This is a genomic window from Rhizobium sp. ZW T2_16, from assembly GCF_044987325.1.
Classification (GTDB): Bacteria; Pseudomonadota; Alphaproteobacteria; order Rhizobiales; family Rhizobiaceae; genus Neorhizobium; species Neorhizobium cellulosilyticum.
Genome location: NZ_JBJDRG010000032.1, coordinates 21,128 through 27,181 on the forward strand (window position 1 = coordinate 21,128; position 6,054 = coordinate 27,181).

Genomic DNA, 6,054 nt, shown 5'->3' on the forward strand with positions numbered 1-6,054 from the left:
CGGCAAGGAGGTTCCGTCCGGCCCAGCATCACCCGCGGCGCTCATTCGGCACCTGCCTTCCGGGATTGGTCGCGTGTGCTAGAAAACAGGCTGATGACTTCCCGATTGAAGGCTGGGATGTCGTCGGGCTTGCGGCTCGTCACCAGTCCCTGATCAACAACGACTTCCTGATCCACCCACTCCGCGCCTGCGTTCTGGAGGTCGGTCCTCAGGGAAGGCCAAGACGTAAGGCGCCGCCCGCGAGCGGCTCCCGCTTCGATGATCGTCCAGGGCCCGTGGCAGATTGACGCGACCGGCTTGCCCGCGTCGAAGAACGCCTTCACGAAGGCAACCGCTTCTGGCAGCGTTCGGAGGTTATCGGGATTGATGACTCCGCCCGGCAATAGGAGCGCGTCGAACGCTTCTGGTCGGGCGCTTTCCAGAAGCACATCGACGGGAAAGGTTTCGCCCCAATCCGTGAAGTTCCAAGCCTTAACCTGGCCGTCCTTGGGCGATACGAGCCGTGTTTCGGCGCCCGCCTCATCTAGCGCTTTACGCGGATCGGTCATCTCGGCCTGTTCGAAGCCGTCCGTTACCAGGATTGCCACCGTAAGGCCATTGAGGGTTTGAGAGGCCATGTCGATCTCCTTTCAATAAATCGGCTATGTGACGTCCTCACGATCCGCGTCGAGGCGGCCCACTCGAGGTGAAAACGCGGCCTTTCGAGGACAGAGCAACCGGGATGGGGGACCGGCGCATGCAACATCCGCAGCCCGCCGGATGTGCCGCTTTAGCTGCGGGATAACTGCTCTCTTCGCGGCCGTTGGAGGCAGGCCCGCGCCGAGCCCTGTCCATGCTAGCGAGGGCCGGTGCGCTCAGGAAATCCCGCGTCGACGCGGCGCCGCAAGCCGGGCAGGCGCATGGTTCGCGGAACGCCGTCAGTGGCCGAAACGCCGTGAATGGTCCGCATGCGGGACAGCTATATTCGTACATCAGCATGGTATTCCTCGACGTTCGAGACGATGGAGCGACAGGGCGGCCGGCGGCCGCCCCGAGTGGATCGGCTGTCATGCGGCGGGCTTGAGGATGACCTTGGTCCAGCCGTCATCACGCGCAGAAGATCAGGTCGCGAAGTTGCCGGTTATAGGCTTTTACATTGCACTGACCCGTTCCGATCGTCTGCCCCTTGAACCAGCACAGACCATAGTCGAAGACGATCTCGCCCTGCTTGTAGACAGGGTCCTGCGGTGCGGGATCTTGCGGGACAAAGACACCAACGACCCCGATGCCGCCGGTAAACTTCACTGACTTCACCAGGTCGTTCATCGTCATGTTGGGATGCTCCTGGCCCTCTGGATCATGGGCTTGATAGCCGACGCACTCGCAGCCCCTGTCGGCTCCGACGCCGTTCGTCAGTTCCAGTACCTGATCCACGGCAGAACCCTTGGAATCATCGATGGCAATGGCGCCAATTGATTCCGCCAGCCGCAGCCGATCGGGGTGACGATCAACGACCATGACGATACTAGCGCCTTTGATCATGGCAGAATGGGCAGCCATAAGGCCGACCGGCCCGGCTCCATAGATGACTATCGACTCGCCTGGGCAAAGTCCTGCCAGCTCGGTGCAGTGCCAGCCAGTGGGAAAAATGTCGGCCAACATCACATAGTCATTCTGCTTGGCTTCTGCGTCCGGCGGCAGCTTCAGGCAGTTATAGTCGCCGTACGGAACGCGTAGAAGATCGGCCTGGCCGCCACGGTACGGCCCCATGCCGGCAAAGCCGTAGGCGGCACCTGCCATGTTCGGGAAGACGCTCCGGTCCGCCGTGGTCAGGCAGAAGGCACTCAGACCGAGCTGTTGCATGTGGTTTCCTGTCGATTGCGTTTCTTCGCGGGGATGAAATGCGGATCGGGAAGGAGTGCTGCACCGAAGGGACCCCGTTGCGCTTGCGCAATGGGAAGGCGCGCACAGCCGAAGCGCAGCGGAGGACCTGAGGTCGGCTGAATTTTGATGCGCGAGGAGCCGCAGGCGGGGAAAATTCTGCCGGCATAAGGTTGCGGCAGGACACACGATCCGCATCATTCCCAATGTCGATGAAATGAGATCGACAGGAAAATTGCGGCAGCTCGACTTCGAAGACGACGGGTGATGGAAACCGCCTCAGAAAGGCGGTTCGCTTTTCTGCGACACCGTCAAGCTCGGCGCTCGCGACAATCAGCTCTGCCTGAGCGATTTCGAGCTCGGCCTGGATCTGACGGCGCTCTGCACCATCGACAGCGTTACGCAGCTCAGCCCGCAGTTCTTCGATCTGGATTGCAAGTTCGTAGGTCATCTTCGTCTCCTGACGCTTGTGAAAGATGAGCGGCGGGTCCGAGAGGCGATGGCGGGGTCAAGGATCGCGCAAGCGACCGGCAGAGCCGGGGAGTGGGGGAGCCGATTTGCGTAGGCTGCGCGTCAGGGCAGGTGGAGCAAATTGGGGGCACCGCTCATCCTTGAGGCCGGCATTGCCACTTGGCACCATCGTGCATTCTGAGCAGCTACCCCACCTCTCCGTATGGCAGCAAAAAGCCCCTGAAACGCTCGATGCGGTTCAGGGGCTTGATCAAACGAGGCCTGTCATCTCAGCGGTGGCGACTGACCTCGGAGAAGGATTTGCGGCGCGCGATGAATTCGCGCAGGATCGGCAGGAAGAATGCCTTGCTGAAGCGACCGATCGGCGGCTCCGGTTCGAGATAGAAAGAGGCACCGACCAGGTCGCTGTTGTATTCGTCCATCATAATCCAGAGCTCACGGTCGGCATCGAGGCCGGCACGACGTTTTTCGATCGTTGGGATCTCGAAAGCGAAGCGGCCGCGTTCGGGCTGCTTGGTCGTGATCGGGAAGAACAGGACCAGATCGCCGCCGGCACGAGGAATGCGCACGCCCACCGCGACAGGGCGCTCCTTGCGACCCTCGGTCTCGCCCTTGCCGGCCTCCCGGGCCCAAAGATACGGATAACGAATGACGGCTGCGGTCTGGATGTCGTCGTAGACGCTCATCGCCCTACCTCGTCGTCATCGGCATATTGCGCGACAGCGCGCTCCACGTCGGCGAAAAGGGCGTCGGACATTGTGTCGATCGTGCCGACGGCCCGGGCATCGGCGCTCTTCATCAGTCGGTCGTAATCGTCGATGTTCAAAATGACGAGACGCGGCTTGCTCCGCTGGGTTAGGATCACGGGGTGACGCAGCGCGTCGGCGATGATGTCGCCGGATTTCCGGGATAGTTCGGTTGTCGTATAGGATCGGCTGGCCATATTTCGCTCCTTCGCGGTCATAGGCTGCACTATAGAGAGACTGCGGCTCGAAATCCAGCAATTACAGCAATGCTGTATTTGCTGTGTATACTGTATTTATGAAGGTAGAGGCCCCGCCGTGGGCGGAGCCTCGTGTCCGTCATCAGTCCCGGTTCGGCCGCGACCAGATGAGCTGGAGACCATCTTCGCCTTCGACCTCGGCGAGCGTCGCGTAGATCGGGGCCGGGAAGCTTGGATCGTCGAGCTTGACCGAGAGGTAGTCGCGGCCTTGCTCCGAGGTCTTCTGCCAGGCGGCGCCGAGCTCGACGCTGCCAGCGTAGACGCGGAACTGCGGGCCCTTGTCGGACGGGTTTTCGACGCGAGCGATGCGGGCCTTGACGTTGAGGGCGAGGGTACGGATGGAGCCGTTGAAGCCGTTTTCGGTGGAGGTGAAGGTGCCGAGGGTAGCCATGTTCGAATTCCTTTCGCTGTTTCGGGCCGCTCCAGTGCGGCCTCGATGGCTGTCGACAAGACCGGGAGCGATTGGCCCGCACCCGAAGGGCGAAATGCAATGGCAGGCGTCGGATTGGGGATTTCTTGGAGGGAGAGGAGTGCGGATCGCCGCGCGGGGTAAGAAATCTCCAATCCACCGTTGCGGCAGGACAATCGAGGCGAAGCCGGTTTTCGGTCAGACATGCCTCATCGAGCCCGCCCTGGACCGGGCCTTTGTCGCGCGATGGAAGGAATTCAGCCATGGCGGCGTCGGACACACCGATTGCAACTGAAATGACAGCACGTGCATTGACTTTAAGTCACGGGGAAACAAATGCTTGCCCGCCTGACAGAGGAGAACACTGATGGCCGACGACACCACGATTGAGACAGCTGCCACGCCCGAAGCGCCGGCCACAGCCCCCGTTGAAAAGAAGACCCGCAAGCCGCGCGCGCCGAAGGTTGCCGCAGCTGACGCCAGCACCATCGACACCACGGCTGCATCTGCGGAAAAGCCGGCCAAGAAAACGCGGGCGAAGCGTGGCTCCAAGACTACCCCGGTCAAGGCTGACAAAGCTGCGGTCGAACCAAAGAAGGCCACCACCCGCGCGCCGCGCGCCAAGGCTGCAGCGACGGCCCCTGCCGCTTCGATCGAGGTGATTGACGATATCGCCGACTTGATCAAGTTGGAGGAAGAGAACAAACAGCTTCGCAAGGAGCTTTCCGAAAAGCTGCGCTCCGAGAATGCCGATCTGCGCAAACGCCTCGGCAAGTCCTGATATCCGACTTCCTGCGGCGTCTCGCATTATAGGTGAGGCGCCGCCGATCCTGCGATCGATCGCGCCGACAACGAACGCGATCGATATTGAAATGTCTGTGGCAATGATCCGCCACAATGCTTGAAAGGTTTGGCGCGATGAGAACACCATGGAGATTTGTGGCTGACCTGGTATCGCGTAAGCCGAAAACAGACAGCAACGACGCGGCCACCGCCGTCACACCCGCGACCATCGCTCTCGAGTACAAGCCGGACGCTGAAGAGGCACATCCTGCCACCGAGGCACCTGACGCTGTCCAATCCGTGGAGCCGCCTGCAGCGCCGGCAGGAGACGTTGCGCCCGAGCCACCGTCCGATCCGGAACCGGCATCCGAACTCGCCGAGGCCACGCCTGCAATTTCAGAAGAGGTTCCCAAGGCCTTAGACGAAGTGGTGGAGACAGCGGCGGCCCCCGCACCTGTCGAGCCGATCCATCTCCCGATCGAGCCTGTCGAGGTAGAGGGCAAGCCGGCGCCGACGCGCGCCAAGAAGATTGCGCCGGTCACAGAACCGGCGGCTCTTGAACACCAGGCCGATGAGGCTGGGCCTGCGCTTGCATCTGGCCCCAAATCGATCCTGGATGAAATGGCCGACCTCGATGCTGATGTCACTGCTTTGCGGCACCAACTCGCAAAGAAACTGACCGAGCAGAACGCACAATTGCGCAAGATGCTTGCCAGGTTCGATGCGCGGTAATCGCGCATTTAAGGCAAACCGAAGATGAGGCCCCGCCGGCGGCGGAGCCTCGCGATCCACATCAGTCCCGGTTCGAGCGGGACCAGATGAGCTGAAGGCCGTCTTCGCCTTCGACCTCGGCGAGCGTCGCGTAGATCGGGGCCGGGAAGCTCGGATCGTCGAGCTTGACCGAGAGATAATCGCGTCCTTGCTCGGAGGTCTTCTGCCAGGCGGCGCCGAGCTCGGCCGTTCCCGCATAGACGCGGAACTGCGGGCCCTTCTCCGAAGGATTTTCGACGCGTGCGATGCGAGCCTTGACGTTGAGGGCGAGGGTGCGGATCTGGCCGGTGAAGCCGTTTGCGGTAGAGGTGAAGGTGCCGATGGTAGCGGCTCGACAATGGCGATTGCATTCCTGCGCTGGTAGAAGTGTAAGTTGTCGACGTGCAACGTATGAAGAAGCGACTTCCTGAGGCTCACCAGAGAAGATTGATCTGGGTTTCTCCGCTCGACGCAACCCGAATGGTGGGCGAGCCGGGGCTGCAGGGTTTATTTCGGAAATTAGGATCTCACTCTGTCCGTTGATGAGGTCGTTGCTGCTAAATGTTGCCAGCGGCGCGCAAGTGGACATTAGGGACGGCGGACGGAAATGAAAATGATCGAAAAGGCCCTGGTTTACGCCACCAACCGGGGCGTCGCCTTAAGTTTGGCTATGGCACGGTGATCGACATCGGCCAGGTTTCAGGCGCTGATCGACATGGTGATATCTCGCCATGCCGCGATAGCGTGAGAGCGAAGCTTTCGATGATCTGCTGCGGTC

At 61.1% G+C, this 6,054-nt stretch carries 9 protein-coding genes; 2 read left to right on the plus strand and 7 right to left on the minus strand.

Annotated features, from left to right (window positions below):
- Nucleotides 1–41: 41 nt before the first annotated feature.
- The 6 genes from ACI3K0_RS28925 to ACI3K0_RS28950 all read right to left on the minus strand — a co-directional run bounded on the left by ACI3K0_RS28925 (nt 42) and on the right by ACI3K0_RS28950 (nt 3,725).
- Complete coding sequence (locus ACI3K0_RS28925) at nt 42–617, minus strand: type 1 glutamine amidotransferase domain-containing protein (protein WP_404946835.1); 576 nt, start codon at nt 615–617, stop codon at nt 42–44.
- A 37-nt stretch (nt 618–654) separates the two neighbouring features.
- A complete protein-coding gene (locus tag ACI3K0_RS28930; protein ID WP_404946836.1) occupies nt 655–1,050 on the minus strand; it encodes an FmdB family zinc ribbon protein in 396 nt (131 codons plus the stop codon).
- 36 nt (nt 1,051–1,086) lie between these two features.
- Nucleotides 1,087–1,842, minus strand: coding sequence for a zinc-binding dehydrogenase (locus ACI3K0_RS28935; protein WP_404946837.1), 756 nt, complete (start codon nt 1,840–1,842; stop codon nt 1,087–1,089).
- A gap of 758 nt (nt 1,843–2,600) precedes the next feature.
- Nucleotides 2,601–3,017 carry a hypothetical protein gene (locus ACI3K0_RS28940; protein WP_206829616.1) on the minus strand — a complete coding sequence of 139 codons (417 nt, stop codon included), beginning with the start codon at nt 3,015–3,017 and terminating at the stop codon, nt 2,601–2,603.
- A complete protein-coding gene (locus ACI3K0_RS28945) occupies nt 3,014–3,274 on the minus strand; it encodes a type II toxin-antitoxin system prevent-host-death family antitoxin (RefSeq protein ID WP_183688312.1) in 261 nt (86 codons plus the stop codon). The genes ACI3K0_RS28940 and ACI3K0_RS28945 overlap by 4 nt, the downstream gene beginning before the upstream one ends.
- 142 nt (nt 3,275–3,416) lie before the next feature.
- Nucleotides 3,417–3,725: a DUF736 domain-containing protein gene (locus ACI3K0_RS28950; protein ID WP_404946838.1), complete on the minus strand. Its 309-nt coding sequence runs from the start codon at nt 3,723–3,725 to the stop codon at nt 3,417–3,419.
- A gap of 385 nt (nt 3,726–4,110) precedes the next feature.
- Here ACI3K0_RS28950 and ACI3K0_RS28955 point away from each other — a divergent pair, with 385 nt between their 5' ends.
- Together ACI3K0_RS28955 and ACI3K0_RS28960 are read left to right on the plus strand one after the other, a co-directional pair.
- On the plus strand, nt 4,111–4,524 hold the full coding sequence (locus tag ACI3K0_RS28955; RefSeq protein ID WP_183688314.1) for a transcriptional regulator: 414 nt from the start codon (nt 4,111–4,113) through the stop codon (nt 4,522–4,524).
- 158 nt (nt 4,525–4,682) lie between these two features.
- A complete protein-coding gene (locus tag ACI3K0_RS28960; protein WP_404946839.1) occupies nt 4,683–5,258 on the plus strand; it encodes a hypothetical protein in 576 nt (191 codons plus the stop codon).
- A 61-nt stretch (nt 5,259–5,319) separates the two neighbouring features.
- Here ACI3K0_RS28960 and ACI3K0_RS28965 read toward each other — a convergent pair whose 3' ends face one another.
- Nucleotides 5,320–5,619, minus strand: coding sequence for a DUF736 domain-containing protein (locus ACI3K0_RS28965; RefSeq protein WP_183688382.1), 300 nt, complete (start codon nt 5,617–5,619; stop codon nt 5,320–5,322).
- Nucleotides 5,620–6,054: the final 435 nt, after the last annotated feature.

Excerpts from the sequence above, each read along its gene's own strand:
- ACI3K0_RS28925 (WP_404946835.1), bottom strand. The coding sequence starts at position 617 with ATGGCCTCTCAAACCCTCAATGGCCTTACGGTGGCAATCCTGGTAACG.
- ACI3K0_RS28930 (WP_404946836.1), bottom strand. The coding sequence starts at position 1,050 with ATGACAGCCGATCCACTCGGGGCGGCCGCCGGCCGCCCTGTCGCTCCA.
- ACI3K0_RS28935 (WP_404946837.1), bottom strand. The coding sequence starts at position 1,842 with ATGCAACAGCTCGGTCTGAGTGCCTTCTGCCTGACCACGGCGGACCGG.
- ACI3K0_RS28940 (WP_206829616.1), bottom strand. The coding sequence starts at position 3,017 with ATGAGCGTCTACGACGACATCCAGACCGCAGCCGTCATTCGTTATCCG.
- ACI3K0_RS28945 (WP_183688312.1), bottom strand. The coding sequence starts at position 3,274 with ATGGCCAGCCGATCCTATACGACAACCGAACTATCCCGGAAATCCGGC.
- ACI3K0_RS28950 (WP_404946838.1), bottom strand. The coding sequence starts at position 3,725 with ATGGCTACCCTCGGCACCTTCACCTCCACCGAAAACGGCTTCAACGGC.
- ACI3K0_RS28955 (WP_183688314.1), top strand. The coding sequence starts at position 4,111 with ATGGCCGACGACACCACGATTGAGACAGCTGCCACGCCCGAAGCGCCG.